This is a genomic window from Kitasatospora sp. NPDC051164, from assembly GCF_044455625.1.
In the GTDB taxonomy this organism is placed as follows: Bacteria; Actinomycetota; Actinomycetes; order Streptomycetales; family Streptomycetaceae; genus Kitasatospora.
In genome coordinates this window covers 59,882-82,676 of record NZ_JBITFB010000026.1, presented here as the reverse complement: position 1 = coordinate 82,676, position 22,795 = coordinate 59,882, and the positions used below count along the sequence as shown (strand labels likewise).

At 70.6% G+C, this 22,795-nt stretch carries 24 protein-coding genes; 10 read left to right on the top strand and 14 right to left on the bottom strand.

Annotated elements, in window-relative coordinates; all coding sequences use genetic code 11:
- Positions 1-85 precede the first annotated feature (85 nt).
- The 5 genes from ACIBEC_RS33275 to ACIBEC_RS33255 form a co-directional block, all read right to left on the bottom strand.
- On the bottom strand, positions 86-217 hold the full coding sequence (locus ACIBEC_RS33275; protein WP_360500925.1) for a hypothetical protein: 132 nt from the start codon (positions 215-217) through the stop codon (positions 86-88).
- Positions 218-220: 3 nt separating this feature from the next.
- Positions 221-655, bottom strand: coding sequence for a hypothetical protein (locus tag ACIBEC_RS33270; RefSeq protein WP_360500922.1), 435 nt, complete (start codon positions 653-655; stop codon positions 221-223).
- Positions 656-818: 163 nt separating this feature from the next.
- Positions 819-1,019: a hypothetical protein gene (locus tag ACIBEC_RS33265; RefSeq protein ID WP_360500919.1), complete on the bottom strand. Its 201-nt coding sequence runs from the start codon at positions 1,017-1,019 to the stop codon at positions 819-821.
- Positions 1,020-1,129: 110 nt separating this feature from the next.
- Positions 1,130-1,534, bottom strand: a complete 405-nt coding sequence (locus ACIBEC_RS33260; protein ID WP_360500916.1) for a hypothetical protein — start codon at positions 1,532-1,534, stop codon at positions 1,130-1,132.
- 122 nt (positions 1,535-1,656) lie between these two features.
- Positions 1,657-2,259, bottom strand: a complete 603-nt coding sequence (locus ACIBEC_RS33255; RefSeq protein WP_360500913.1) for a hypothetical protein — start codon at positions 2,257-2,259, stop codon at positions 1,657-1,659.
- A gap of 591 nt (positions 2,260-2,850) precedes the next feature.
- Here ACIBEC_RS33255 and ACIBEC_RS33250 point away from each other — a divergent pair.
- The 4 genes from ACIBEC_RS33250 (at position 2,851) to ACIBEC_RS33235 (ending at position 8,083) form a co-directional block, all read left to right on the top strand.
- Positions 2,851-3,609, top strand: a complete 759-nt coding sequence (locus ACIBEC_RS33250) for a GntR family transcriptional regulator (RefSeq protein ID WP_360500911.1) — start codon at positions 2,851-2,853, stop codon at positions 3,607-3,609.
- Positions 3,609-4,382, top strand: a complete 774-nt coding sequence (locus ACIBEC_RS33245) for a histone deacetylase (protein WP_360500909.1) — start codon at positions 3,609-3,611, stop codon at positions 4,380-4,382. The genes ACIBEC_RS33250 and ACIBEC_RS33245 overlap by 1 nt, the downstream gene beginning before the upstream one ends.
- Positions 4,383-5,450: 1,068 nt before the next feature.
- On the top strand, positions 5,451-7,172 hold the full coding sequence (locus ACIBEC_RS33240) for a hypothetical protein (RefSeq protein WP_360500907.1): 1,722 nt from the start codon (positions 5,451-5,453) through the stop codon (positions 7,170-7,172).
- The gene (locus ACIBEC_RS33235; RefSeq protein ID WP_360500905.1) at positions 7,172-8,083 is read left to right on the top strand and encodes a DUF721 domain-containing protein; all 912 of its coding nucleotides are present in this window, start codon (positions 7,172-7,174) and stop codon (positions 8,081-8,083) included. Before ACIBEC_RS33240 ends, ACIBEC_RS33235 begins: the two co-directional genes overlap by 1 nt.
- A gap of 167 nt (positions 8,084-8,250) precedes the next feature.
- Here ACIBEC_RS33235 and ACIBEC_RS33230 read toward each other — a convergent pair whose 3' ends face one another.
- The 4 genes from ACIBEC_RS33230 to ACIBEC_RS33215 all read right to left on the bottom strand — a co-directional run bounded on the left by ACIBEC_RS33230 (position 8,251) and on the right by ACIBEC_RS33215 (position 10,716).
- Positions 8,251-8,529: a hypothetical protein gene (locus ACIBEC_RS33230; protein WP_360500902.1), complete on the bottom strand. Its 279-nt coding sequence runs from the start codon at positions 8,527-8,529 to the stop codon at positions 8,251-8,253.
- Between the two features lie 246 nt (positions 8,530-8,775).
- Positions 8,776-9,585: a hypothetical protein gene (locus ACIBEC_RS33225; protein ID WP_360500899.1), complete on the bottom strand. Its 810-nt coding sequence runs from the start codon at positions 9,583-9,585 to the stop codon at positions 8,776-8,778.
- 19 nt (positions 9,586-9,604) lie between these two features.
- Positions 9,605-10,114: a hypothetical protein gene (locus tag ACIBEC_RS33220; RefSeq protein WP_360500896.1), complete on the bottom strand. Its 510-nt coding sequence runs from the start codon at positions 10,112-10,114 to the stop codon at positions 9,605-9,607.
- A gap of 32 nt (positions 10,115-10,146) precedes the next feature.
- Positions 10,147-10,716 (bottom strand): hypothetical protein, encoded by a 570-nt coding sequence (locus ACIBEC_RS33215; RefSeq protein WP_360500893.1) that lies wholly within the window; start codon positions 10,714-10,716, stop codon positions 10,147-10,149.
- A gap of 176 nt (positions 10,717-10,892) precedes the next feature.
- Here ACIBEC_RS33215 and ACIBEC_RS33210 point away from each other — a divergent pair, with 176 nt between their 5' ends.
- The 4 genes from ACIBEC_RS33210 to ACIBEC_RS33195 all read left to right on the top strand — a co-directional run bounded on the left by ACIBEC_RS33210 (position 10,893) and on the right by ACIBEC_RS33195 (position 15,220).
- On the top strand, positions 10,893-11,117 hold the full coding sequence (locus ACIBEC_RS33210; protein ID WP_360500891.1) for a hypothetical protein: 225 nt from the start codon (positions 10,893-10,895) through the stop codon (positions 11,115-11,117).
- Positions 11,118-12,413: 1,296 nt separating this feature from the next.
- The gene (locus tag ACIBEC_RS33205) at positions 12,414-12,902 is read left to right on the top strand and encodes a helix-turn-helix domain-containing protein (RefSeq protein ID WP_360500889.1); all 489 of its coding nucleotides are present in this window, start codon (positions 12,414-12,416) and stop codon (positions 12,900-12,902) included.
- 2 nt (positions 12,903-12,904) lie between these two features.
- Positions 12,905-13,246: a replication initiation protein, RepL2 gene (locus tag ACIBEC_RS33200; protein WP_360500886.1), complete on the top strand. Its 342-nt coding sequence runs from the start codon at positions 12,905-12,907 to the stop codon at positions 13,244-13,246.
- 414 nt (positions 13,247-13,660) lie between these two features.
- Positions 13,661-15,220 (top strand): DUF2637 domain-containing protein, encoded by a 1,560-nt coding sequence (locus tag ACIBEC_RS33195; protein ID WP_360500883.1) that lies wholly within the window; start codon positions 13,661-13,663, stop codon positions 15,218-15,220.
- A gap of 70 nt (positions 15,221-15,290) precedes the next feature.
- Here the strand turns inward: ACIBEC_RS33195 and ACIBEC_RS33190 are convergent, their stop codons facing one another.
- Positions 15,291-15,710, bottom strand: a complete 420-nt coding sequence (locus ACIBEC_RS33190) for a hypothetical protein (RefSeq protein WP_360500880.1) — start codon at positions 15,708-15,710, stop codon at positions 15,291-15,293.
- Positions 15,711-16,041: 331 nt separating this feature from the next.
- Here ACIBEC_RS33190 and ACIBEC_RS33185 point away from each other — a divergent pair, with 331 nt between their 5' ends.
- Both ACIBEC_RS33185 and ACIBEC_RS33180 read left to right on the top strand, forming a co-directional pair.
- Complete coding sequence (locus ACIBEC_RS33185; RefSeq protein ID WP_360500877.1) at positions 16,042-16,803, top strand: hypothetical protein; 762 nt, start codon at positions 16,042-16,044, stop codon at positions 16,801-16,803.
- A 75-nt stretch (positions 16,804-16,878) separates the two neighbouring features.
- A complete protein-coding gene (locus ACIBEC_RS33180; protein ID WP_360500874.1) occupies positions 16,879-17,433 on the top strand; it encodes a hypothetical protein in 555 nt (184 codons plus the stop codon).
- Positions 17,434-18,156: 723 nt separating this feature from the next.
- On the opposite strand, the gene ACIBEC_RS33175 is transcribed toward ACIBEC_RS33180, so the two are convergent.
- Genes ACIBEC_RS33175 through ACIBEC_RS33160 form a run of 4 tightly spaced genes read right to left on the bottom strand, consistent with a single transcriptional unit; the run spans position 18,157 to position 22,791 of the window.
- On the bottom strand, positions 18,157-21,468 hold the full coding sequence (locus ACIBEC_RS33175; RefSeq protein ID WP_396289594.1) for a LysM peptidoglycan-binding domain-containing protein: 3,312 nt from the start codon (positions 21,466-21,468) through the stop codon (positions 18,157-18,159).
- Positions 21,469-21,473: 5 nt separating this feature from the next.
- Positions 21,474-21,917: a pilus assembly protein TadG-related protein gene (locus tag ACIBEC_RS33170; RefSeq protein ID WP_360500865.1), complete on the bottom strand. Its 444-nt coding sequence runs from the start codon at positions 21,915-21,917 to the stop codon at positions 21,474-21,476.
- The gene (locus ACIBEC_RS33165; protein ID WP_360500862.1) at positions 21,914-22,375 is read right to left on the bottom strand and encodes a TadE family protein; all 462 of its coding nucleotides are present in this window, start codon (positions 22,373-22,375) and stop codon (positions 21,914-21,916) included. Before ACIBEC_RS33165 ends, ACIBEC_RS33170 begins: the two co-directional genes overlap by 4 nt.
- Complete coding sequence (locus ACIBEC_RS33160) at positions 22,372-22,791, bottom strand: TadE family protein (protein WP_360500859.1); 420 nt, start codon at positions 22,789-22,791, stop codon at positions 22,372-22,374. Before ACIBEC_RS33160 ends, ACIBEC_RS33165 begins: the two co-directional genes overlap by 4 nt.
- Between the last annotated feature and the right edge of the window lie 4 nt (positions 22,792-22,795).

The window sequence follows — 22,795 nt, the reverse complement described above, 5'->3', positions numbered from 1 at the left end:
GAGCCGGGCGCGGGGGTCGCGGGCGTGGGCGGGGCGGGAACGGGGGTGCCGCCAGCAAAACTGCGACAGACGACCGGGTCGGTGCTCACTGTGAACCTCCCTGCTGCTGCCGCAGCTGCTCGGCGAGCTGCCGCTCCGCGGCACGCTGCGCCTCCAGGGCGGCTTGCTGGGCAGCGATCTGACGCTGGAGCTCGGCGGCGGCCTGGATCGGGTCCATGGGTCACCCGGCCAGGGGGAGCGTGCGGAGGAGGCCGTCGAACGCCAGGCTCGTGATCGCCGGGCGAGTCGGGGCGTGCGGGACGCGGACGGTGTCCGCGAGGGCCTCCAGGTCGACCGGGTCGGCGGTGCGCCGCGCGGGGAGGGCGACGCCGGCCGCGAACTCTCGGCGTCCGCGGCGGACCTGGTCGACCGCGTGGTCGAGGAGCGCCAGCAGGGCCTCAAGGCCGCGCAGTTCGTCGGGCAGACCGTGCTCGAGGACGTGGGTCCAGACGTCCTGGGTGACGTCCTCGTCGAGCTCGACGGCCGAGGGGCTGATCTCGGCGAGCCGCTCGGTCGCGGCCGCCATCAGGCGGCACGAGTAGCGGGCGTAGAGGTCGTCGATGGTGCCGCTGCCCGCCTGGGTGGTGTCCACGGAGAGTGCCAGAATGGGTGCCACGGTCGTTTCCTCTCGTCTACTGCGGTGGGTGGTGCGACCGGCGACGGCCTCGGGGGCGCAACCTCGGGGCCGTTCTTCGTTGTGGCTGCGGTACGAGCAGCCACGGCCGTCGCCCACCCGGAGTCGGGTCGGCGGCGGCCGTGAATGTTCGTGCTGCTGTTGGTCAGTCGGATCGGCGCTCGGACCACGTCTCCTCGGACTCGGGTGCCAGGCCGAGGTACTGCCCGATGAGGAATCCGGGGACAACGTCCGCGCACTCGTGCCAGGACGGGCGGGCCCGTCCCGAAGGGACGCGGGCCACGCTCTGCTCCGCGCCGTCGCCGTCGCTGGTACGGGCCAGGTAGGCGACCAGGTGGATACGCATCAGCTACTCCCGGATTGAAGAGGGAACGTGGCTGCTGTACGCGCGGCCACGGCGCCGCCCACCCCGCGGGGTCGGGGGCAGCGGTCGGGGCGGTTCGTGCTGGTGGTGGGTCAGGCTGCAGGGCTGAGCGTGCGAGGGCGCTCGAAGCCGCGGGGCCGCGCGCGGGGGAACGGCCTGTGTTCTCCGCCGACGATCGCGTTGGTGGCGAGCTCGGCGACGTCAATGGTGTCGGCCGCGGTGTCGAGCCGGCCCGTGGCGGTCACCGGCGGCTGATAGTGGAGGCGGCCCACGAGGATCTCGGCGTTCACGTCCAGCGTGTCCAGGAGCTCGGTGAAGGAGAGGCTGCGGGAGGCGGAGAGCTCCGCCGCGTGCAACCACAGGTCACCGCACAGGTCCTCGACGGTGTCGCTGTCGGTGTCCAGGCCGGCGTCGTCCAGCAGGTCCCGCACGAGGTCGCGCAGGGTGGTCGCGTACCAGGTGTAAGCGTCGGCGAGGGGGCTGGGGGCTTCGGGCATCACGATCTCCTCAGGGACGGTCTCGCTGGGCGGGGTACTGTGCGGGCAAGGCAACGGCCGCCGCCCACCCCGTAGTGCTCGGGGTCGGCGGCGGCCGTGGTGGTTCGTACGGATGGTGTGGGTCAGGCGGCGAGGCGGCTGCGCTTCCGGTGCTTCCGGGGCGGCTCGGTGGAGATGCCGTCGGGCAGGCGCAGCGAGAAGAGCGGGCCCTGCGCTCCGTACAGTGGCTGCTCCCGCAGGGCGTCCGTGACGAGTACACCGACGCGGACGGCCTCCCAGCCCCGGGCGCGCTTCCGCGCGGCCTGCTTGGCGGAGACGGTGGGCTCGGCCGGGCGACCCTGCGCGATGTGGAGCACCGCATGGGGCGCCGGGGCCTTGACCTTGCGCAGGACGGTGGTCGGCCGGCGGGCGGCGACCTGGGTGCTTCCCTCCTCGACCTGCTTCGCCCAGTGCGCCACCAGGACGTCGATCTCGACGATCCGGCGGGCGGAAGGGCAGCGGGTGTCTCGCTGGCCGGCCTCCAGCTCGGCGCCGGACAGGTCGGTGGAGTAGTGGTCGCGGATGGTGAGTGTCTTGTCGCCCATGATCCGCTGCCAGGTCTGGCAGTCGGGGCAGACCACGGTGTTCACCTCGTCCGGGCGCAGGGTGTAGTGGCTGGGGAGCAGGGTCGAGAGCTTCAGCGGGGGGAGGAAGCTGCGGCGCTTGGTGCGGGTGCGAGCGGGCATCGGGGCCTCCTGGCGGGAGAAGGGGGAATCCGGGCGGAGCGGAGGTGCTGCTCTCTCTGCCCGTCAGGCCCAACCCGATCGGTCGGAGTCCTGGCGGACAGGCAGCGCAGCACGCTGCTCAGGTCCTTCGGTATTGCTATGTAGGCGTCCGACGTGGGGGAGCTACGGGCTCGACCCCTGTCACCGAGGTGACTTTTCGCCATCGCCCGAAGGCGGGTGACACCGCTGGTTTGCTGGTGTGCACTTGTTCACCACCAAAGACCCTGACTTTGGTACCCAAGTCTTGGCGACGTTCAGAACCGTACGCATTCGGTGACGTGCCGTCAAGCTGTTTGGTACTCAAGTTTTCTGACTGGGAACTAAAGTCTCTGCCAGTGGGGTGACAAGACCTTCTCCCTGCGGCCGCAAACCAATGCCGTCGCAACCGGGCCCGATCCAGCAGCCCCGGGACACCACCAGCCTCTTCGTCGCCAGCGGGCCGCGTCGCGTCGGCGGCGAGCATGCCCCCGGAGTGCGGCAAGAGCACTGAGGGACCATCTAAGTCCGGCGAGTTGGGTACCAAAGTTATGGTTCATCAGGTACCGTATGCCTATGACTGCGACAGATCAGACGAGCCGGGGTACTGCCCGGGGCATCGCCGACGCCCTGCGCAAGCAGATCCGCTCAGGCACGCTGAGGCCCGGCCAGGTGCTACCCACTGGCCGGGAGCTCGCGGACACGTTCAATGTCTCCCGAAAGACGGCAACCGCGGCCACGGACATCCTCAAATCGGAGGGTCTCGTCATCGGCGAGCAGGGCGGCCGTCGACGGGTGCGAGCTGTCCGTCGCATCACCTGGGACCTGAGCGAGTTCGAGCGCGGCCGCCGCCGCGACTCCCACACGCTGGATGACTGGGCAACCGCGATCAAGAACGCTGGCCGTGAGCCTCGTGAGACGATCGTCCGAACGGTGGAGCCGGCTGAGCCACAGATAGCGGAGTGGCTGCGCATCATGCCCGGCGACGAAGTTGTCAGGCGGGCCCGTGTCCGCTGGGTGGACAACGAGCCGTACCAGCTTTCGACCAGTTATTTTCCCGGCACCATTGCCCGGGGGACGTTGCTGGACGGGGACCGGGAGGTCTCGGTCCCCGGCGGCGTACTACGCCACATCGGTTACCCCCAGACCAGCATCCGCGACGAAATCAGCACGCGGATGCCCTCTCCTGAGGAAACCGAGATTCTCCAGCTCCCGGTAGGCACTCCCGTAATCCAGCATGTCCGCATTGGCCATGGAACTGAGAGCCCGGTTCGAGTCATGGTCACCATCGCCCCCGGCGACCGTCACCTGCTCGTGTACGAAATGGAGGTTTGATGGCTACCGATGGCAAGGTCCTTCGACATCTACCGCCACACCAGATCGGTGGTACCCAGCAGGCCGTGGGCAGCGAGGTCCGCCGAGCCGAACCCCTGGCCAAGGATGTCGGCCTGGGGGACCTGGTCTGGTATGCGGCGTACGGGTCCAACTTGCACGCCGATCGACTGGCGTACTACATCGCGGGTGGCCGACCTCCGGGCGGAGCGCGGACTTACCCGGGTTGCCGTGACCGTCGGCTGCCGAAGCGGCAAATCCCCGTCGTGCTGCCCGGCCTGCTCTACTTCGCGCTGACCTCACGTGTGTGGACCGGCGGCATGGGCTTCTACGATCCGGCGGAGGCTGGCGAAATGCCTGCACGGGCTTACCTCGTCACCCAGCAACAGTTTTCCGATATCGCAGCCCAGGAAATGCATCGGGAACCTGGAGCGGATCTTGACCTCAGCAAGGCGCTCGTCTCCGGACACGACCAGCTCGGGCCCGGCCGGTACGAGACCCTAGTCTGTCCCGGAGCAATCGACGGAATCCCCGCCTTCACCTTCACCGCGCCTTGGCGGCTCAGCGACGCCGAACTTAATTCCCCTGCCAACGGATACCTAGCGAACATCGCCGCCGGCCTCGCTGAGGCCCACGGCTGGTCCCTGGAACGTTCCGCCAGCTACCTCGCCACTCGGCCCGGAGCAGCTGGCCACTGGACGTCGGAGGGCATCCTGAATGCCCTCCGAACCGTGAAAACAGAAGCCTCATGGGCAGCGAACGCGGCCTCAACCTGACAGCGCAACACCGTGAACTGACGGCTACTCCGCGCATTGCCCCCGAGGGTACGCTTGCCCCGACAGTGATCCAAAACTACTTCGCCGCCCGGACCCGAGGGTCCGGACGGCGTTCAAGTGGAGCGGCGCCCGGCCAGGGGCCCGTCCCGGTCAGCCACGTAGGAGGTGGTGACGTGATGCAGGGTACCCGCAGCGGCACCCCCTCATGAGCGCGGCACCCCGCCGTGGAGTCGACCGGGAGTTCCCGGGTCTCGCTCCGGTGGGGTGCCGTCGTCGTTGTATGCGGCCGGGCCCGCTGCCCCCGTGTGGGGGTGTGCTGTGACCTAGCCATCTAGGGCGGGGCCCGGACCTTACCAGGGGTCTGAACTCCGCCGGCCGTTCCTCGGGACTTACCACCCCGATTCACTGCGGCCTACCTGCTTCACCCTGCTCTCGGGCTACCAACCCTTGAGCGGGCTTGCTGGAGATCGGCTACCAACCGACCACCAGCGGCACTACCGGTTCTGCGCGAACCACGCACGACCCCGAGAAGGGACGCACCACCGGCTCCCTTGCCAGGAGCCGTCACACCACCACCGGTCTTCCAACCGGTCGCAGTACCGCAGTCGGGGGCCCTTGCCGGGGCCTCGGCTGCAACCAGATCCACCAACGCACGACCCGCAACGACGAGATCGAGACGAGACCGAGAGGAGGGAGTTCTGCGCCCCCCGGAGGGGGCTTTGTCCACACCCACAGGGGGTGCTTCTTAGCAACACCCCCGTGGGGGCGCCGTTGCGTCCCCACGTATCCGTAGGGAGCTTTGTCATTTTGGCGCAGGTCAGCGGGCCTTTCCAGTCCCGCCGTGTCCCCGTCGTCGGCGGTGGTGTCCCCGGTTTGAGCTCGGACGATGAGATCGGGGAGGGGGGAGAGATCTCCTCCCCCCGTCCTGCCTTGGCATTTGTTGGCGGACCGGTTGGCGGACCGGTTCTCGCGTCCGCCGCGCAAGCTGTCGACAATGTGATACACATCACTCGTTCGGGTGATGCTCCGGGTGTCACACGATCGTGTCCGAACCATGAACTTCCGGCCGTGCCGCTCGTTCCCGGCCAACGGTCCGGCGGGGCGGCGGAGACCGCGTCTCCCTCGCACACCGATGAAGCCGACGGCACGGAGAACGAGTTCGGCACACGCTTCCCGGTCGCCTGGCTCGCCCAGTTCACCGGGGACCAGATCCGGGCTGTGACCGTGGTGGGCGACTACTGCCGTAGCAAGGCCGGGTACTGCTGGGCCTCGAACGCGACGATCGCCACCGGGCTGGGCCTGCACGAGCGGACCGTGGCCGCGCTGCTGCGCAAGGTCGAGGGCGTCCTGGTGGAGTGCGAGCACCGTCAGGGCGGCACGATCGCCCGCCGGGTCGAGCAGGCCGGCCGGGACGTGCGCGCGGTATGGATCTCCGCGGTCGCCCGAAACCTGCTGTCCGGCACCCGGTTCAAGGTCTACTGCGCGCTGGCCTACCGGGAGCACCTGGAGACAACGACGTCGGCGAAGCAGCTGGCCGTGCTGTGCGGTCTGCGGGCCGAGACCGCCCGCGTGGTCGCGGCGCAGCTGGTGGCGGAGGGCTGGGTCAGCCGGAAGGGGGAGAGCGGCGGGGCGTACCGGTACACCGTGCACCCCGTCCCGCTGGTCGGCGTGGTGACGCAGGAGGCGCTGTTCGCGCAGCCCCAGCAGGCCCGCCCGCTGGCGGAGCCGGCCGACATCGAGGAGGCCGAAGGGGCGGCTGTCTGCGTCGGGCAGCTCGACCTGTTCTCCCTTGTGGAGCCGGTGGAGACCCCCCTCGATCTGATTCCACCCTCCCCCCTCGTTTCGGCTCCACAATCAAGCTCTCTTGATCAAGCTCTTGTGAACAAGCCCACTCCCGCCGTTGTCGGTTGCGGTTCCGGCGAAGCCGCAACGTCCGTACCGTGCGACACGCGCGTACGCGAGGCCGTGGCCACCCCGGCGGTCGAGTTGGTGCCCGCCGTCGCCAGGCAGACCGACGTCGTGGCTGCCCGGATCGCGGCTTCGCCGGAACCGCCGAAGACCCCCGGCGCGACCATGACCAACCCGAAGATCGGGGCGTTGCCGCCGATGACGGTCAGCGCCGAGGTTCACCAGGTCCTGCGTCTGGTGCCGGACCTGGTGAACCGGATGAACCGCTGGCAGCAGCGGGAGGTGGCCCGGGCGATCGGGCAGGCGATCCGCGAGGAGGGCGGCGACGTTGAGCGGGTCGCCCAGCGGTTGGAGCGCCGGTACGTCCTGGAGCGCGACGAGATCCGTGACCCGTACGCCTGGCTCGCCGTCCCCGGGCGCAACCGCGGCCTGGTCCGGCGCGGCTGCCACCTGCCCAGCTGCGAGTCCGGCACGGACGTGGAACTCGGCCGCGACTGCCAGACCTGCGCGTACCACCTCGAGGGCGCCCAGCACCGGCACGCGAAGCGCCGCCAGGCCGAGCGGGAGCAGGCCCAGGCCCGCACCCAGTCCGGCGCCGCCACGACCCCGACGCCGGCGGACACCCACGGCCCTGTCGACCAGGCCGAGGAGCAGCGACCGGCCTACTGCGACCGGCACGTGCGAACCGAGCTGCCGTGCGGCCTGTGCGCGCCGCTGCTGGACCAGCCCGCCCTGCCCAAGATCCCCCGGGCGATCGACGGCGCAGAGCTGCCCCCGGTCACGGTCCCAGCCTGGATGACCGTGGACCGCTCCGAGGGCATCAGCCTGCGCGAGCAGCTGGCCGCCCGCCGCCGTGAGCGCGAACTCGTCGGGAGCCGCTGATGACCGCGACCACCGGGGCCGACCTCGCCCGCACCGCCCTGCGCGCCGCCCGCCAGGCCACCCGCACCAACGGCAACGCACCCGCCGCCCAGCGCACCACCCGGCAGACCACGTCGGCACTGCGGCGCGGTCCGCGCGAACCCGAGCCGATCGCGGACGTGTTCCTCGCCCTGGTCGCCGCCCACGGCTGGACCCTCGGCACCGCCGGCGGAGGCCTGCGCGACCACTGGCCCACGATCGTCGGCCCCGACGCCGCCGCCCACTGGCACCTCGCCGGCTACAACCCGACCACCCGCCGACTGCGCGTGACCGCCGACTCCCCGACCTGGGCCGCCCAGCTGCGCCTCAACGTGCGCTGCATCCTGGCTGCCCTCGAGCAGCTGCGGCCAGGCACCGTGACGGCCATCGAGGTCCGCGTCGGTCCCGCCCCGGCGCAGCACGACCAGGACCCGGACGACCGACCCGCTCCTCGTCCCGCATCGCCCACTGTCCCTCCAGCCCGCAACCCGCTCGCTAACCACGGCGCCTACCAGGAGCTGCGCCGCCGGATGCGCGAGGACGCCGCCGCCCGCCAGGCCGCGCTCGACGAAGCCGCCACCGAACGGGAAGCGATCCTGCGCCAGCACTACAACCGGCTGCGCGAGCCCGAGGACGCCCACCGCCGCGCGATCGAGGACACCCCGGCCACCGCCGCCGCCGACCACGCCCGCCACGTCGGGGGTGCCGCCGCGGGTCTTGACATGTTCGTAGAACTCGATCTTCAGGTCGGGGTGGCGCTGGGTCAGGGCGTTCGCCGCCGCGTACGGCGTCAGCCACGCCACGGTCTCCGGCGCCATCGGGCTGCTAAAGGACGAGAAGCTGCTCACCGGCCCGGCCGGCGGCCGCACCCGCGTCGCGAACCCCTCCGGTGACGAACCCAAGGAGGACGCTCGGCTTCCGGCGTCGAGCCGTGCAGGTAACCGAAGCTGGTGATCTCGACTCGCATGGTGGGTCCTCCCCTTGTTGGTCGGTCCAGACTGTCCGGGCCGTTGGGCGGCACGGGCTCGGTGCCCGCGCCGCCCAACGGTGCGTCAGGCTGCTACAACAGCTCGTCCGAGAACAGCTCGCCCTGCCAGGCGCCGCCCGGCTGCCCGGCGAGGATCGCGGCCCGGATCGCCGCTTCGACGTCCTCCGGGGCCGCCGCCTTGATGGCGTCCCGGATCGCCCTCGCCCGTCCGGCCGGCCCGCGGGTGTCGGCCAGCGCGTGCCCGGCCAGCCTCGACCGGCTCACGTAGTCGAGCACGTTGTCCTGCCGCGTCCCGGCGAGCCAGTGGCCGGGGTTCTGGCAGCTGGGGGCATCGCAGGAGTGCCGGATCACCGGGGGTGGAGATCAGCGCCTCCACCCCGAACTCCAGCGCGTACCCGTACTCGTGCGCGCTGACGATCTCGGAGTCCGGGCTGGGACCCGCGCGGAGCTTGCCGTGCCCGCTGCTGCTGATCGCTGCGGTCCAGTACCAGCACTGCTTGGGGCCGCGCCGGAACGTCTTGTCCGCGTAGCGCTCCCGGGTGGGGCCGTGCTCGATCAGCACGGCCCACGGGATCTCCGCCCGGCTCCTGCTGGGGCTCACGCCTCTTCCGTGCAGACGCACGGCTCGGTCAGCACCCGCTGCCCGGCTTCGTCCTTCTTCGTCAGGGGGCCGTTTCCGGGGCGCCCGCTCCCGCCGCACTGGGTGCAGGAGGCGTCGGCCCCCGGGTCCAGCCCCCACTCCTGGCCGCACGTCCGGCACCGGGCACAGTCCGCGTAGTCGTCGTGGGTGGTCGGGATGGGCTCCCCGAACTCCTCGACGTCGACCGATCCGCAGTGCGGGCAGGTGATGCTGTACTGCCGGTGCCCGGCGACCAGCTGGGGCCGGCCGCGCTCGCACGACCCGCAGACGCGGCTGTCGATGGGGTTGGTGGTCTCGCACACCACACACCGCCAGTTCACCCCGTCGGCGTGGCCGGGCAGCAGCTCCACCGCTGCCTCCTGGTCGTAGCGGTTGGCGAGGCGGTGACCGCAGCTCTCGCAGCTCCACCAGCCGAGCCGCTGGGCCTGGTCCTCGGGCAGGTCGGGGCTCTGCCACCAGCGCATCCGCTCACCGCAGTTGGTGCAGTCGGTGCTCTCGTCGGCGCGGCCGCCACCGTGGCAGTGCGCGCAGATGCCCGCGCGGTCCGGGTGGGCCTGCTCGAAGTTGAACCGCATCCGGTCCACCGCCTGGGCGAGGGCGGCGGACTCCTCCCCCCGCAGCTCGACCGACACCTGCGGGTGCCCGGTCTCGCCGCTGACGGTCACGGTCAGGCTCCCGTCCTTGTCGCTGCCCATCGGGAAGTCGTCCACCAGCCGCTGCAGCGCGCCGATCAGCTGTTCCATGTCCGTGAAGTCGTGCCTGGTCATGCCTGTTCCTCCTGGTAGGTCAGTTGTTGGCGGTGGGGGTGGAGTTCTTGGCGCGCTCGATCCAGCTGACCACCGCGGCGATCACGGACCAGTCGAACGTCCCGGCGAGCTTGTCGACCACCTGCAGGTCCCACTTGCCCAACTCCCCAACCCCGGCCTGCATCAGCGCCGACCGCAGGATTCGGGCGCGGGTGGCGTCGGTGACGGCCTCCCCGGTGGCCTGCAGCCGGGGGTCGTCCGGGGGGAAGTCGAGTGGCCCGCTGGGGATCAGCAGGGAGAACACGCTCCCCGGCGTCGGTCCCTGCGGCACGTCCGGCTTCCACCCGGGGAACACCTCGGCGACCAGGGCGAGGATCACGCTGTCCGGCTTCCCGAGCAGGCCGGCCTTCCGCATCAGCTCGTTGGCCTCCCGGGCGGCGTTGCTCAACGCCTCCTCCATCCCGGCCTGGTTGGGGTCGGCGTACAAGCTCTCGGTGGTCTTGTGCAGGCGGACGAACGCCTTGATCGCGTCTTCGGTGAGCTGGTCCATCGGGTGCTCCTTCGCGATGGTGGGTGCGCTGGTCAGGGCTGGATCTGGTGGGCGGCGAGGAACGCCCCGGCGGCGCCTGCGGCCTCGGCCTGGCCGTCGTAGGTCTGCTCCGCCTCGTCGCACACGTCGTCGGCGCCGGTCCCGATCCACCACCAACCGCCCTCGTCGGGCAGGTAGCTGATGGTGGCCCGGCCGCCGAACAGCTCGACCTCGACCCGCTCGCCCTTGACGGCGGGTGCCTTGACGGCCTTGGGCCAGCGACTGCGGGCGGCCTGCCGGGTGACGCCCCACGCCGTCCCCAGCTGCGGGTACGTCGCCCCGTCCCGGCCGGCCCAGTGGGCGGCCTCGCCCGCCATCACGTCGACGGCAGCGGCGACCTCGCGCAGTACGCGCAGAGCCGCGAGGTTCGGGCCCCGCAGCCCGCGCCACTTCATGTGGATGCTCTGCCAGTCGTTGCCCGGGGCCTCGATCTCGCCGGGCTTCACGACGGCGATCCGCTCGGCCGTCGACCACACGGCGTCCCAAAGGGCCTGCTGCAGCCGGTCCAGTTCCTCGGCCGGCGGCTCGGTGTACTCGGCGCTGTTCGCCGGTTGACTCTCCATGCGGACAAGTCTAGTTGTCGCACGGTGACCGGACAAGCTGCTTTGTCAAAGGATCTTCGACAAACTGAATTGTCGTCAGATTTCGGCCATCCCGTCGGGCGCCCGCTGGCGATCGGGGGCAGCGGGCATGTATCAACAGGGCGTCAGGTAGACGACTGGGCAGGTAGGAGTACGCGATGGTGGGCGGCTGGCTTCGGCGGACCCCGGCTCAGGGTTCGCGGAGGGCCGTCCGGGCAGTCCAACTGCACAAGGCGTTCGCCGGCCTCGCCGCGACGATGAAACCCGCCGCCGAATCCGCAGCCCGGCGCCCAGGCGCCGCCTGGTGGCAGCGCGCCCACCGCGGCGCCCAGGCCCTGGCCGCCGCGATGGCCAACGCCGTCACGCAGCCGTCGGCCCAGTAGCCGCGAGACCACCCAGCTCACCGGCCCGTTCCCGCTCGATCTGGACCCCGCGGTGCTGCGCCGTAGTCCCGGGCACTGATGAGCTTCACGTATATGTGACGTGACCTTGGGATCACGTCACATATACGTGAAGGCAGGTTGCACTGCCCAGCGGGGATGGACTCATGGTTCATTTTGGTGATCCTGGTGTCCCCCAAAATGAACCATGAGTCCATCAGCAGCCTGCCCACCCGCCCTCCGAACAGGTCGTCGACTGGACAGGCCGGCACTGTCTCCTGACCCGCCGCCAGCTCCTCGGGGCGCCCAGCGCGTTCTCCTCGCCCGGTCGGTGGCGGCACCTGCCCTGCCGGAAGCCGGGCCCGGGCGGCAACCTGGCGACCTTCGCGGACCCGGCCTGATCGGGTGGCTGAGCGCGGCGCGCTCCGCTACCGCACCCTGGCCAGCGCCTTGGATACGCTGGACCATCCCCCGGTCGAGAGCCTGCGGCGACGTCCCGGCCTGGCCCCCGCCAACATGATCCGGTGGCAGGTGCCCGTGCCGGGCCCGGGCACCTGCCACACCGGACTGCCTCGACTCCGCCAGCCTGCCCACGGCCGAGCACTGACCCAGGTCACCACCCACCTAGACGAGATCGCTGCACACACCCGGACCACCAGCAGTGGAGCTGCCACTGCCCGCCCAGGCCGGTCGATTGCAAGCGACTTGCACCGCCGCGCAGCACCGCACGGGTGTCCGCCCAGTGATGGATGAGCGCGGAAAGGGCCGTCAAGGCCCGGTCGCGGCGGCAGCCGCGATTTCGTGATCGGCGCAGTACAGCCTGGCCGACCACGTGGTGCTGTCGGCGATGGTGCCCAGGCCGGGTAGCGGCAGCGGCACGGGTTGGCCTCCTGCCGGAGGCGTCGTTGCCGACCACCGCAGAGGGTGACACGCCGGACCATGGGAAGCCATGCGGGTGAACGTCACAGACGGAGATCCGAGGGAGGTGCGCGTTCCTCACGTCAATGACCACACAAGAGGTGCGCGCCCATCCAAGTCGCTGACCTGCGGAAACGTTGATTCTTCGGTGATCCTGGGATCACCTGAGGTGATCCGGCGATCCCCAAGTGGTGATCCCGGGATCACCGAAATGACCTTTGAGTGCATGTACTCATGGGTCATATTGGTGGTGCCCCCAGCAACCTAAATGCACCATGAGTGCATGCACTGTTAGTATATTTACCGGTGGTGCTGCTGAGCCGTTCTGCACCGTCACGCCCATAAGCACCCCGATTTGAGCTGGAGTGAGGAGCAGAGCCCATGGTGCGAGCAGCCGGGTCGCCCAAGCGCTACGACGCCGAGGGCAACGTCGTCCCGACGACGAACTTCGGGTACGCCGGTAGCTACAGCACCGTGGACAACTCCCGGATGAACGGGATCGCGGAGGCCGTCGAGACGATCACCGATCGCGAGGCCCGGGTGCTGATCTGGTGGCTGGCCAATACCCCGGGCCCGGACATGCACGTCGAGCTGACGATCACCGAGATCGCTGCCCGACTCAAGATGGACCCGAAGGCCCTCAGCCGGAATGTCGCTAAGCTCAACAAGCTGCGTCTGCTGCTGCACGTGAAGACGATCGGCCGCAACCGCTTCTTCCGCGTCACCCCCTACCTGACCCACCAGGGCAGCGCGTTCGAGCAGCGCACAGCCATCAGGGACTGGAACCCGCCGGAGATCCCCGCGTACGTTCCGCCGCAGAAGGACAAGCCGAAGCGGCCCCGCAAGGCCGCCGCTGGAGAGGAAGAGTGACCATGGCACAGATCAGGTCCGCCGAGGACGTGAAGGCCATGCTCAAGCGCACGGCCGACCTGCCGCCCAACCAGCGCGTCGTGGTCATTCTCTACGCCAGCTCTGAGCAGAACGAGCGCACCGGCGCCGTGATGGCGACCGGCCAGGACCTCGCGGCCGAGATCGACATGAACCCCAGCCTCTTCTCCCGCCTTCGCCTCGCGCTGACCCGCTCCGGCTGGCTGGAGAAGGTCAGCGACAGCAGCCCGTACTACCGCCTCACCGCGAAGGCCGGCGGAGGAGACAACGTCCTTCCCCTGCGTCGCGCCGGCGGTGACGGCGAACACCAAGCCCGTCGGGCCTGACGCGCCAGGCACACGAGCACAGCAGAGAGGGCCCAGGCGGATGCCAGGGCCCTCGATCGTTCCCGGGGCGGGTGGCCGGAACCGCGGCGAGTGCGGGGACCAGTGGCAGGCCGGGCGCGGCCGGCGGCTTCCCCGCCATCGAACCAGGGTGTGTTTGGCTGTGTCGCGCGGTGCCACGGCTGTGTTCCGCCCCGTCGAACTGCCCTGGTATGTCTGTTTCGACCTGTGTCACCTGTGTCGGGACCGCCGCCGACCGGATCGCCGGGCTGGGACGGGGCTGTCCCAGCCCGCGTCTCAGCGGGCGTTTTTCTGGGGCTTCAAGGCGGCTGACCAGGTCTGCCCGGTGCGCCACGTCCGACCCGCATGAAAAACTGCACCCCTTGAGCACCCAAGCAAGACAAGAGGGGAAGAGTTGTGACACGACCGGTCCTGACCAGGGTCCACCGGGCGCTGATTTTGCTCGTCGCGTTGGGTGCCGCGTTTGTCGCCCTGATCGGCCTGGCCGGCTCGTACCTGGCCGTCCGCCATGTGGCCTTCGGCGTCGGGATGGGCACGTTTTCCTACGCCTTCCCGATCGGCGTGGACGTCGGCATCCTCGTCCTCCTCGCCCTGGACCTCGTCCTCACCTGGCTCCGCATCCCCTTCCCGCTGCTGCGCCCTACCGCCTGGGCCCTGACGGCGGCGACCATCGCCTTCAACGCAGCGGCGTCCTGGCCCGACCCGCTGGGTACGGGGATGCACGCCGTCATCCCGGTGCTGTTCATCATCATTTCTGAGGCGACGCGGCACGCGATCGCCCGGCTTGCGAAGCTCAGCTCGGACCGGACCATCGAGAAGATCCGGCTGATGCGCTGGCTGCTCGCTCCCCGTCAGACTTGGGCGATGTGGCGCCGGATGCAGCTGTGGGAGATCCGGAGCGTGGACGATGCGGTCCGGCTGGAGCAGGCCCGCCTCGCCTACCTCACCCTGTTGAAGGACGCTCCGGTTGGTCCGAACAAGAAGCTGCCTGCGGCCGCGCGCTTGCCGCTGGATCTGCTTGAGCTGGGTGTGCCGATGGAGATCACCTACGAAGACGGCCTCGCGGCCGCCGGCGTCGCCACCCGCCCGATGGACCGGATCTTCGCCGCACGCGCAGCCGCCGACGGCCGGCCGAAGCCGCAGGCTCCGGAGAGCGCGGCCCAGCTGCCGACGGTCGCTGGTCCGCGCAAGGAGCTGACTTCAGCGGACGGCGAGATACCGTCCCCCACTGCCGGGGAACGGACGGAGCCGATGCGGGCACAGTCCGAGAGTGTTGCGGGCGCGCCGTCCGGTCGGCCAGCCGCTTTGCGGGAGTCGGCGGGACAGGCCGTTGCGGGTGCGGGACCGGGCGCCGAGGCCTTTGCGGTTGCGGGCAGCCTCGGTCGGCAAACCCCGGTTCCTGCGCAGGCATATCCCGAGTCTTCGCAGGTCAGCGCACCTGCGGAAGGCCTTGCGGGCCCGGCACCGGCCCCGGTGCATGCGGTGCGGGCCGAGTCGGGACCGGACCTGATGGTCACGTACGAGCAGCCGAACGCCCCCGATTCCCGCACAGCTCTTGCGGGTGCGGGACAGTCCGAGCGGCTGGTGCAGGAGACCTCTGCAGTCCTTGCAGAGACCACCCGCACAGAAGGGGCCGCCCCCGCTGCCGACTCGGGCGAGGACGACCTGCCGACCATCGACCCCACACTGGCGGACCAAGCGCTCGCCAAGAACATCCCCTTGAAGTGGGCCATCGGCTTCGCCGTGTTGGTCGCTGAGCACGGGCGCCACCCAGGGCCCGAAGAACTCCGCCGCCACCTCTTCAAGGGCCCCTACAACCTCCGGGCGCGGGGCAAGGGCGACCAGCCGGTGAGCCTGCGCAGCGTCGAGCGCTACTACAACGACCTCAAGGACCTCATCCCGCTCCCCATCCAGGAGGACCAGGAGCAGCTCCAGCTGGAGAACGCAGGGGTCTGACCCTCGCACCACGACGACGGTCCGGCCCCTCGGGCGCCGGACCGTTTCACTGCTGCTGCGCACGCTACGGTCAGCGGGCCGCTTCCGCCTCGTAGCGCCGGATCAGGTCCTGGCCGGCCGGACCGGAGAGCGCGGGTACAAGCGCGGCGTCGGCCACGACGGTGTGCCCCGCCATCGGCACGAACCCGGCGGCGTGCAGCGCGGTCATCAGCGACTGGTGACTCCGGCCGCCGCGCATGAACGACGGTGCGGTCGCCACGACCGCGGAGCCGCCGATCCGGGCCAGCAGCTCACCGAGCAGCAGGACATCGAGACCGGCGTTGGCCCAGGGATCGCCGACCGACAGGTGGCCGAGGATCACGTCGGCCTTCTGGGCCGTGCCCTCCCTCTGGCGGCGGCCGCGCTTGACCGCTGCGCAGAAGCGGCATCCTGTGTACTGCGCTCCGCGTGAGGCGACCCCGGCCCGGACCGTGCTGAGGTGCGGGGCCACCTCCTTGCCGCAGGCCTGGCAGTGGCATCGCCACGCTTCGCCCCGCTGGCTGGCCGGGGCTCCAGCGGTTGCAGGCCCGCTGTCAGCATCATGGCGACGGCGGCCGCCTCGCTCACCTGCCGTGGCACCCGAACCCCTCTGTCTGCGGATCGCGAAAGCACGCTGGCCCAGAGTGTCGGGCGGGACCGACAATCCGGGCCGGAACGGGAATCCCTTGACAGGCCGGACGGGCTGGTGATTGGCCTGCAGTGCAGGACGACCCCTTCGGTCAGAGGGGATAACCGGGGTAAACCCGTTGCCCGAGAGGTGAGGGGATCACTATGGTTATCCCATGTCTGACGATGAAGCGCGCACGCCCTTGGGCGCGAGCGAACAGGGGCGCCTTGAGCTGGCCATTGACGAACTGACATCCGCCTTTGCACGCGAACTGGCCGGGGTTGTAGGCGGGCCGAGAGTGGACGGGCCGATCGACCCGGAGGATGACAGCAGCGCGGACGAACCCGAACGCCTCGCCTACCTACGGGTCCTCAAGCACGCCACCGGGCACCTCTCCAACCGCACTGACCAAACCGCCCTCGGACTCATCGACCGCGGAACCGACCTGGAGGACGTCGCCCAGGCCCTCGGCGTGGGCGTCCCTGCCGTGCGCAAGCGGTTTGGCTCCGTTCGCCAGGGCGAGCGAGTTGCCGTCGTCATCTCACGGCGCGATCGGGTGCGGCACGACGAGAGCGATCCCCGAGGGAGTTTCGGCGAGGTCGGCGGGTACGAGCAGTACGCGAGCGACCGAGGGGTCTGGCCCATCGGCGCCGGTGTACGGGCGCAGGCTGAGTTCGCCATCGTGGCCGTGGACGGAGTAGTCCGACGCGTCTACCGGATCGACCCTGACGGTTGGCGCGAGCACTCCCCCCGGCTTTGGGAGTTCACGGCCGTCGGGGGTGTGCCGCTCACCCCTTCCGAGATTCGGCAGGCCCAGCTCGCAGGTGACCTGCCCCTGGTCCCGGGCGACTCCTGCCCCACCCGCGCCGGCGGGGCTTACCGACCACACCGATTCCACCCGACCGCCACACCGACGCCGCACGCAGAGCTGCGGTAAGGCGGTGCTCAGCACCGTGCAGCAGCGAGCCCCGGTTCGGAAGCTGACGCCATCGATGACAAAGGAGCAAGCAGCATGACCGGTTCCGTTCCCGACGCCGTCCGCTACTTCTGCACTGCCACCCTTACATGGGACACGCAGACACAGACGCGGATGCCTGACGGCCGCACAACTCGCTACACAACCAGGCAGTGGGTTGCCACCTCTTTCCCCCGTTTCCGCGTGGACCCGCGGTCGGACCGTGAGCAGCTGACCCAGGACGTGATCCGGGATGCGCGGAATAGCCTCGGAGCCCCCCACGACGCGGCCGTCGTGTTCCTCTCACTGGAACCGAACGACCTCGGACTCTCGGGGTCCGACCCGGTCGACTACCTCCGCACCGTCACGCTCGCCTGGTTCGAAGAGGCTCCAGGCCCGGACGGTCACCTGTCTCGCCAGCTGATGCAGGTCACCTCCTCCGCCCGTTTCCGCGTGGACCCGCGGTCGGACCGTGAGCAGCTGACCCAGGACGTGATCCGGGATGCGCGGAATAGCCTCGGAGCCCCCCACGATGCGGCCGTCGTGTTCCTCTCGCTGGAACCGAACGACCTCGGCTTGGGACGCCGGAACAGCTCGGAGTCGATCATCTGAGCGGGGAAGGACGCCTCCTCCGGCTCGGTGACGCCCGGTCGCCGCCTCGGTCGATGAGACCGGCGGGCGGAAGCCAGGGGCGGGCACTCGTCGTCGCACTGAACCGGGACAGTGCAACGGGCAACGACGATGGCTGCCGCGAGGAGCCGGGAAGCCTGATCGGCCTGCGGCGGCGGACACCAACAGGGCACCGACGATCAAGCCAGGGCCCAGTGCCACCTCACGGCCCTTAGGTCAGCAGGAACCTGACCGCGGCCATCGCAATGCCGATGCCAATCTGGGCAAAGAGACCCCAGTACAGCGCCGCCCAACCCTGAGTGGCCAGGACGGCGGCCAGACTCGCGGCCCGTCGGGCACTCCGGCCGCCGGCCCGATCGGCCGGGCGGCGGGGGCGACGACGGCGCCCGCGCCCGTCTCCTGTGCGCGCGGCCGCAGTCGGCGGCGTAGCTGCAACAGCGCACGACCGGCACCGGCGGCGCAGCGCGGGGTCCCAGTGGGCGGCCGTCCCGGTCACGGGCGCGTCGCAGTGCGGGCAGGTGCGGCGCCATCCCTCGGAAACGGTGAACGCGAACACCAGCGGGCGAACGATGAGCGGCCGGGCTGCGAGCCCCAGGGCGGGCTTGGACCAGAACGACGGGGGAGTGGTTCATCGCAGTTCTTGAACCAGCGGAGGCAACAGGGCCCGGCCGGTGGTCACCGGCCGGGCCCCAGATCGTGAGTGGGTCAGCGGACCCGGGCGGCGGGCTTGGAGGTGAGCCGGGCGATCAGCTGTTCCGTCTCGTCCTGGAGCATTCCGTCCCATCCCATGTCGACGGTCATCTGCCGGACCTGGTCGATGACCTTGCGCACCCCGGCCTGGTTGCCTGCCCGGTGCTCGATGCGCATCCAGCTCCGGTAGAGCACCTCGGCGGCGGGCTCGACGTCGAGCCCGACGGCGACTGCCCGGCGGGCCGCCTCGATGTCGAGGACCTCGTCCTGGATGCGCAGTGTGGCCACGGCGTGGGCGGTGTCTACGATCTGGCTGACCATCGTCTGCACGAGCGGCGCCGCCCAGGTGTGGGCGCCGGCCCCGCCGAACGGGCGGCCGCGGACGAGATCGAGCGCGGCCTCCAGGTCCAGGACTCCGGCCGCCCCGTGCGGAAGTCCGCGCTGCGCGAGGTAGCTGAAGGTGGCGTAGTCGCAGGTCACCTCGGGCGACAGGGCGTACTGCTCGACGCCTTTCGGCTTGGGCCGCAGGTACGGCTCGCTGTTGGAGTCGACGCCCAGCCGGCGCCGGAGGCGGGACATGTGGGTGTCCATCGTCGACTGGGTCCACGGCGATACCGGGTCCATGTTGTTGGCGATCGCGCTGTAGCCCCGGTCGGACTTGAAGAGCAGCAGCGCTGCGAGCAACACCAGCTTCGGCTGGATCGGCGCATCGCCGATCCCGGTGATGCGTAGGGGCCCCAGTACCTGCACCTGCGGAGCGGAGCCCTCGGCCGGAGCGGGAACATCGCCTTCGCGGACCACGCCCACTCGCGGCGGAACCTTCGTGAGCTGGGGGGCAGCGGCGGCGGGAGCCTCGCCCGCAGGGGCCTCGGGGGTCTCCACCGGGCCTTCGGCTTGGGCTGGCATGCTCTCCTCGTGCCGCTCGGTGGCGTTCGGCTTGACCGGCTCGGCGGTCTCCGGGACCAGGGGCTCGGTGTCGGCCTGGACCGGGACGGTGGCAACGGGCACCTTCTCCTCGGCTGTCTGCGCCATGTTCTTCTCTTGTTGCTCGTCCTCGGACGTCGTCTTCGCCTCGGCAGGGGCGTCCAGTAGGGACAGGTGGCTGCGGAGCGTAGCGCCGCCCTTCTGGAGGGAGGAGGGGCCGAAGACCTTGCGGTCGGGGTCCGGGACCATGGCCCAGGCGCCCTCGGCTGGGGTTGCCGCCTGCGCGGCGGTGGTCAGGCCGGCGGTCAGCTGCCGGTAGACCTCATCGCTGACGCGCTGGAGCACGACCTCGGCGTCCAGCGACTCAAGCGACTGAAGCTGTGTCACGAGGTTCGCGTCCAGGACCTCGGCGTCCGGGAACAGGTCCCGCGCCTGGCCAGCTGCGGGCAGGACCGCCGCAACGCGCACCCCGGCGGGGACCTTGCCGATGACGTCCGCGAACTCGTACAGCTCGTCTGGCGACGGGATGCTGGAGCACACCACCATCCACGGTTGCGGCTGCTCGCCGCCCTCGTGCTCGGCCTGGTGCACCTCGACCATCACCCGGGCAAGATCCGCGGTGGCGGCGGCCAGGCGCGGGACGAACATGCTTCGGCACTGGGGGAGGAGCTGTTGCAGCTCGAGCCCGAAGCCCGCGGTCATGATCTCGATGTGGTCGGCCCACAGAGCAGTGCCGGCCTCCATCGCGATTGCGCGCGCGACCTCGCGCACGTGCTGTTCATCGCCGTCCAGGAGTAGCACACGGGCGTGGCACAGGTCGGACAGCAGCAGGGTGCCGTCCTCAGCGGTGCCGATGGTGGCCAGGCTCGGGTAGGGGGCGGGGATGGCGCGGGCCTCGTCGCGGCTCAGCAGAACGGCCCGGTCACCGCGCATTCCCCACCAGCCGCCGGGCCGGTCGGTGAACGGGGACAGGGCCTGCGCGTCGGTGTCCTCGACCAGGATCTCCACCCGGTCCTGCTGGACCCGTGCGCCGATGATCTGCGGAAGGTCCTGCGGGTGCTGGTGGGCGAGGGTGCGCAGCGCGCGGTCGAGCAGGTCGACCAGGACGGGGGAGGAAGTGCGGTCGAGCACCATCTCGGCCTGGCTTGTTTCCTGCGGCATGGCGATCTGCTCGCCGGGGCGCCGGTCACGCTGCTGGGCGCGGCGACGGAAGGCGAGGACGGCCAGGGCGCCTGCGCCGAGAAGGGCGCCGCCCCCGCCGATGCCCTGCTGAACGGAGATCGGCGACTGGGTGGTGTCCCTATCCGAAGCCTGGGTGACCGCAGACGGTTCGGGGGCGGGGGTGGGTGCTGCCGGGGAGGTGGCCTCGGGGGAGGCCGGTGCGGGCTGGCTCGGGGCAGGGGACGGCGTGCTCGGTGGCGGTGTCGGAGCGACGGGGACTGGGGCAGTCTCAACCGGTGCCGGGGCGGGCGTCGGTGCGGACACCGGCGTGGGGACAGTGGGTGTGGCGGTCGCCGCGGCGGGGGCCGGGATCACGATGACATCCCCGGGCTCCAGCTCGTTGGGATCGGACAGATGGCGGCCGTCGGGTTGCACGGTCGTGCGAGTCGCCTCGAACAACTGTGGGTAGGCGCCTGCGTCGCCGAGCTCGCGTTCGGCGATCCCGGAGAGCGTCTCGCCTTTGTGGACCGTGACCGTGTGCTCGCTCTGGCCAACCTGGGAATCCGGGGCTGGTGCGGCAGGCGCCAGGTGGGGCACCTTCGCATCGGCGGGCAGGCGAAGGACCATGCCGGGCTGTAGAAGGTCGGCCGTGTTGACCTGCGGGTTGAGGTCGGCGATCTCTTGCCACCGGGCGCCGTTCGTCAGGTAGTGCTGGGCGAGGTCCCACAGGGTGTCGCCGGCGACGACGTGGTGGACCGGACCAGCCCAGGCGTCCGGAGCCGCCGTCGGGGCCGGAACGGAGGCGGGGGCCGTGGTGGCGGCAGGTGAGGTGGCGACGACGGGCGCGGCGGAAGCCGGCTGGGGTGAGGCGAACGCGGCACCGGCGGGCAGGAGCATCGCGACTCCGGCCACCAGTCCCGCCGCAAGGCGCTGTGTGGCGCCGAGGGCACGCACACGGGGGGCCCGGCGGTGCCGCAGGAGTGCGGTGATCTCGACGATCGTGGAGCAGGCGAAGGACAGCCAGCCGGCCCACCCGATCAGGGTGAGCGCGCCCATGAAGAGGCTGCCGTTGTCCGGGCTGGTCAGCGCATTGGTGACGTCGTCCCAGCTCGGAACCTGGTGAGGCAGCGCGCCGGTTTGCCACAGCAGCACCGGCACGGCGACGAGCAACGCGACCAGGACGGCGAGGGAGAGCAGGCCCCGTAGGGCGGCCGTGAGGCGGGAGACGGTTCGGCGGGGCATGGGGGTTAGCCTCCCTGGACGATCAGTGTGGCGCTGCCGTGCCCGGTGACGGTCATGTCGCCGGGCCAGAAGAAGGGGTGGTAGGTCTCGGTGACGGTGACGTTGATCGACCCGTCGGTGCCCCAGCTCACTGTGCCGGCGGCACCGGCGCTGCGGAGGTAGGCGACGGCCGCGCTCTGCGCGGCATTGCGGTCGATGCTGACACCGGCGCCCGAGATGGCCTTGCCGGCGTCCACGGCCTGCGCGCCCGTACGGGCGGCCTCCTGCGCGCTTGCTTCGGCGTGGTTCAGCGCCCGGAGCTTGCCGGCACCATCGATCACCAGGGCGATCAGCAGCATGATGACGACGCTCACGATCGCGACGAACAGGGAGATGCTGCCCCGGTCGCCTTCGGGGCGGCGCCGCGCAAGGATCCGCCGCAACAGCAGTTTCCAGGACCGGGGCGTCATGCTGCGGGCCTTCCGCGGTAGGCGTCGATCGACGACGTGAAGCTGCTGCTGGCTGTGGTGCTGCCGGGCAGGCCTGGGAACGCGACGTCGGACAGGGCCACGGTGCAGCGGACGCTCACCGTGACGGAGGAGGGCGTGCCGAGGGGCGCCGCGAACCCGGTGGTGGGAACGGTGACCGTGAGGCCGGAACAGGTGAGGTTCTGGTCCTGGAAGGTCTGCTGGGCCACGCGCACGGCTGCGGCACGGGCGGACGTCCCGTCACGCTCCAGGGAAGCGGCGCGCGCCGCGTTGCGCGCGGCGTCGTCGACGACGTTGTGGGCGAGGTGGACACGGCCTGCGGCCACGATGATGAGCAGCATCCCGAAGATCACGGGGGCGAGGATGGCCAGCTCCAGGCTGGCGCTGCCCCGGTCACCGCGCCGTCGCATGGCCGCGAGCAGCCTCTGGGTGAGCGTCATGGGGCGGTCACCCGTTCGCGGGCGGCGGAGGCGTGCTGGCGGACCGGCAGGCTGAGCCCGGGAATCCAAGTGCTGACGGTCCCGCTCACCTCGATGCGCACGGTCGGGCCGTCGCTGCCGGTCACGGACCGGTCGCTGATGGAGGAACCGGCCCGGGACAGGAAATCCTGGGCGGCGGCGGTGCCCTGACCGACAGTCCCGCCCTGGATACGCGCGCGTTCGACACCGCGCTGCGCCGCGGACAGGGCGACACTTCGGGCGTGGTACCAGAGACCGGTCTGGATAATCGTGAAGATCGCCAGCATGACGATCGGGAAGACGATGGCGACTTCGAGGCTGACCGCGCCGCGGTCCCCGCCGGGCCTGCGGCGTCGCGGCCTTCGGCGGGCCCAGGGGGCCGGGCGTGGTGTGAGCATGGAC

What these genes read in the sequence shown, in the direction of transcription:
- ACIBEC_RS33275 (WP_360500925.1), bottom strand. Translation starts at nt 217, where the DNA reads ATGGACCCGATCCAGGCCGCCGCCGAGCTCCAGCGTCAGATCGCTGCC.
- ACIBEC_RS33265 (WP_360500919.1), bottom strand. Translation starts at nt 1,019, where the DNA reads ATGCGTATCCACCTGGTCGCCTACCTGGCCCGTACCAGCGACGGCGAC.
- ACIBEC_RS33260 (WP_360500916.1), bottom strand. Translation starts at nt 1,534, where the DNA reads ATGCCCGAAGCCCCCAGCCCCCTCGCCGACGCTTACACCTGGTACGCG.
- ACIBEC_RS33255 (WP_360500913.1), bottom strand. Translation starts at nt 2,259, where the DNA reads ATGCCCGCTCGCACCCGCACCAAGCGCCGCAGCTTCCTCCCCCCGCTG.
- ACIBEC_RS33250 (WP_360500911.1), top strand. Translation starts at nt 2,851, where the DNA reads ATGACTGCGACAGATCAGACGAGCCGGGGTACTGCCCGGGGCATCGCC.
- ACIBEC_RS33245 (WP_360500909.1), top strand. Translation starts at nt 3,609, where the DNA reads ATGGCTACCGATGGCAAGGTCCTTCGACATCTACCGCCACACCAGATC.
- ACIBEC_RS33235 (WP_360500905.1), top strand. Translation starts at nt 7,172, where the DNA reads ATGACCGCGACCACCGGGGCCGACCTCGCCCGCACCGCCCTGCGCGCC.
- ACIBEC_RS33225 (WP_360500899.1), bottom strand. Translation starts at nt 9,585, where the DNA reads ATGACCAGGCACGACTTCACGGACATGGAACAGCTGATCGGCGCGCTG.
- ACIBEC_RS33220 (WP_360500896.1), bottom strand. Translation starts at nt 10,114, where the DNA reads ATGGACCAGCTCACCGAAGACGCGATCAAGGCGTTCGTCCGCCTGCAC.
- ACIBEC_RS33215 (WP_360500893.1), bottom strand. Translation starts at nt 10,716, where the DNA reads ATGGAGAGTCAACCGGCGAACAGCGCCGAGTACACCGAGCCGCCGGCC.
- ACIBEC_RS33210 (WP_360500891.1), top strand. Translation starts at nt 10,893, where the DNA reads ATGGTGGGCGGCTGGCTTCGGCGGACCCCGGCTCAGGGTTCGCGGAGG.
- ACIBEC_RS33205 (WP_360500889.1), top strand. Translation starts at nt 12,414, where the DNA reads ATGGTGCGAGCAGCCGGGTCGCCCAAGCGCTACGACGCCGAGGGCAAC.
- ACIBEC_RS33200 (WP_360500886.1), top strand. Translation starts at nt 12,905, where the DNA reads ATGGCACAGATCAGGTCCGCCGAGGACGTGAAGGCCATGCTCAAGCGC.
- ACIBEC_RS33185 (WP_360500877.1), top strand. Translation starts at nt 16,042, where the DNA reads ATGTCTGACGATGAAGCGCGCACGCCCTTGGGCGCGAGCGAACAGGGG.
- ACIBEC_RS33180 (WP_360500874.1), top strand. Translation starts at nt 16,879, where the DNA reads ATGACCGGTTCCGTTCCCGACGCCGTCCGCTACTTCTGCACTGCCACC.
- ACIBEC_RS33175 (WP_396289594.1), bottom strand. Translation starts at nt 21,468, where the DNA reads ATGCCCCGCCGAACCGTCTCCCGCCTCACGGCCGCCCTACGGGGCCTG.
- ACIBEC_RS33170 (WP_360500865.1), bottom strand. Translation starts at nt 21,917, where the DNA reads ATGACGCCCCGGTCCTGGAAACTGCTGTTGCGGCGGATCCTTGCGCGG.
- ACIBEC_RS33165 (WP_360500862.1), bottom strand. Translation starts at nt 22,375, where the DNA reads ATGACGCTCACCCAGAGGCTGCTCGCGGCCATGCGACGGCGCGGTGAC.
- ACIBEC_RS33160 (WP_360500859.1), bottom strand. Translation starts at nt 22,791, where the DNA reads ATGCTCACACCACGCCCGGCCCCCTGGGCCCGCCGAAGGCCGCGACGC.